Source organism: Streptomyces sp. AC558_RSS880 (assembly GCF_019049255.1).
GTDB lineage: Bacteria > Actinomycetota > Actinomycetes > Streptomycetales > Streptomycetaceae > Streptomyces.
This window is the reverse complement of record NZ_JAGMUJ010000140.1, coordinates 1-216: the sequence shown is the minus strand read 5'-3', so window position 1 is coordinate 216 and position 216 is coordinate 1. Positions and strand designations below refer to the sequence as shown.

General features: G+C 57.4%; 1 rRNA gene. It reads left to right on the top strand.

Annotation, left to right across the window (positions count from 1 at the left end):
• A 23S ribosomal RNA gene (locus tag KUM38_RS32930) occupies positions 1–216 on the top strand; the annotation flags it as partial.

The window sequence follows — 216 nt, the reverse complement described above, 5'->3', positions numbered from 1 at the left end:
CGATAGCGGATAGTACCGTGAGGGAATGGTGAAAAGTACCGCGGGAGCGGAGTGAAATAGTACCTGAAACCGTGTGCCTACAAGCCGTGGGAGCGTCGGGGTGGAGCTTGCTCCATCCTCGTGACTGCGTGCCTTTTGAAGAATGAGCCTGCGAGTTTGCGGTGTGTTGCGAGGTTAACCCGGGTGGGGTAGCCGTAGCGAAAGCGAGTCCGAACA